Here is a 304-nt window from a genome sequence, read left to right on the forward strand (position 1 = left end):
TGAAAACAGCCATGGTCATATTGGTAACGGTGATAGCACCGATGACGCCACGCCATATATCCGTGGTCATAACGTCGGCAGTTTTGCTGAGGTGGAAATCTGGCTGCATGGTCGACGCATCGATACCGTTCAGGCGGACAATTTCGGCAACTGGTCTTACCACATCACGCTGAGTGAAGGTCGTAACCAAATTGTGGTGAAATCGCAGGGTGTTTCCAGCGAACCTTACGATATTTACTATGCCCCGCCAGCCCCGCCAGTGCCGGTCATTACCTCTGTCTGGGCTGATGAAAACAGCCATGGT

1 pseudogene is annotated in these 304 nt (G+C 52.0%); it reads left to right on the forward strand.

The features are described from left to right. Window positions 1-304: pseudogene (locus tag WFL93_RS24175) on the forward strand (hypothetical protein); the annotation flags it as partial.

The sequence above is a fragment of the Pantoea sp. USHLN256 genome (assembly GCF_037149875.1).
Lineage (GTDB): Bacteria > Pseudomonadota > Gammaproteobacteria > Enterobacterales > Enterobacteriaceae > Pantoea > Pantoea nemavictus.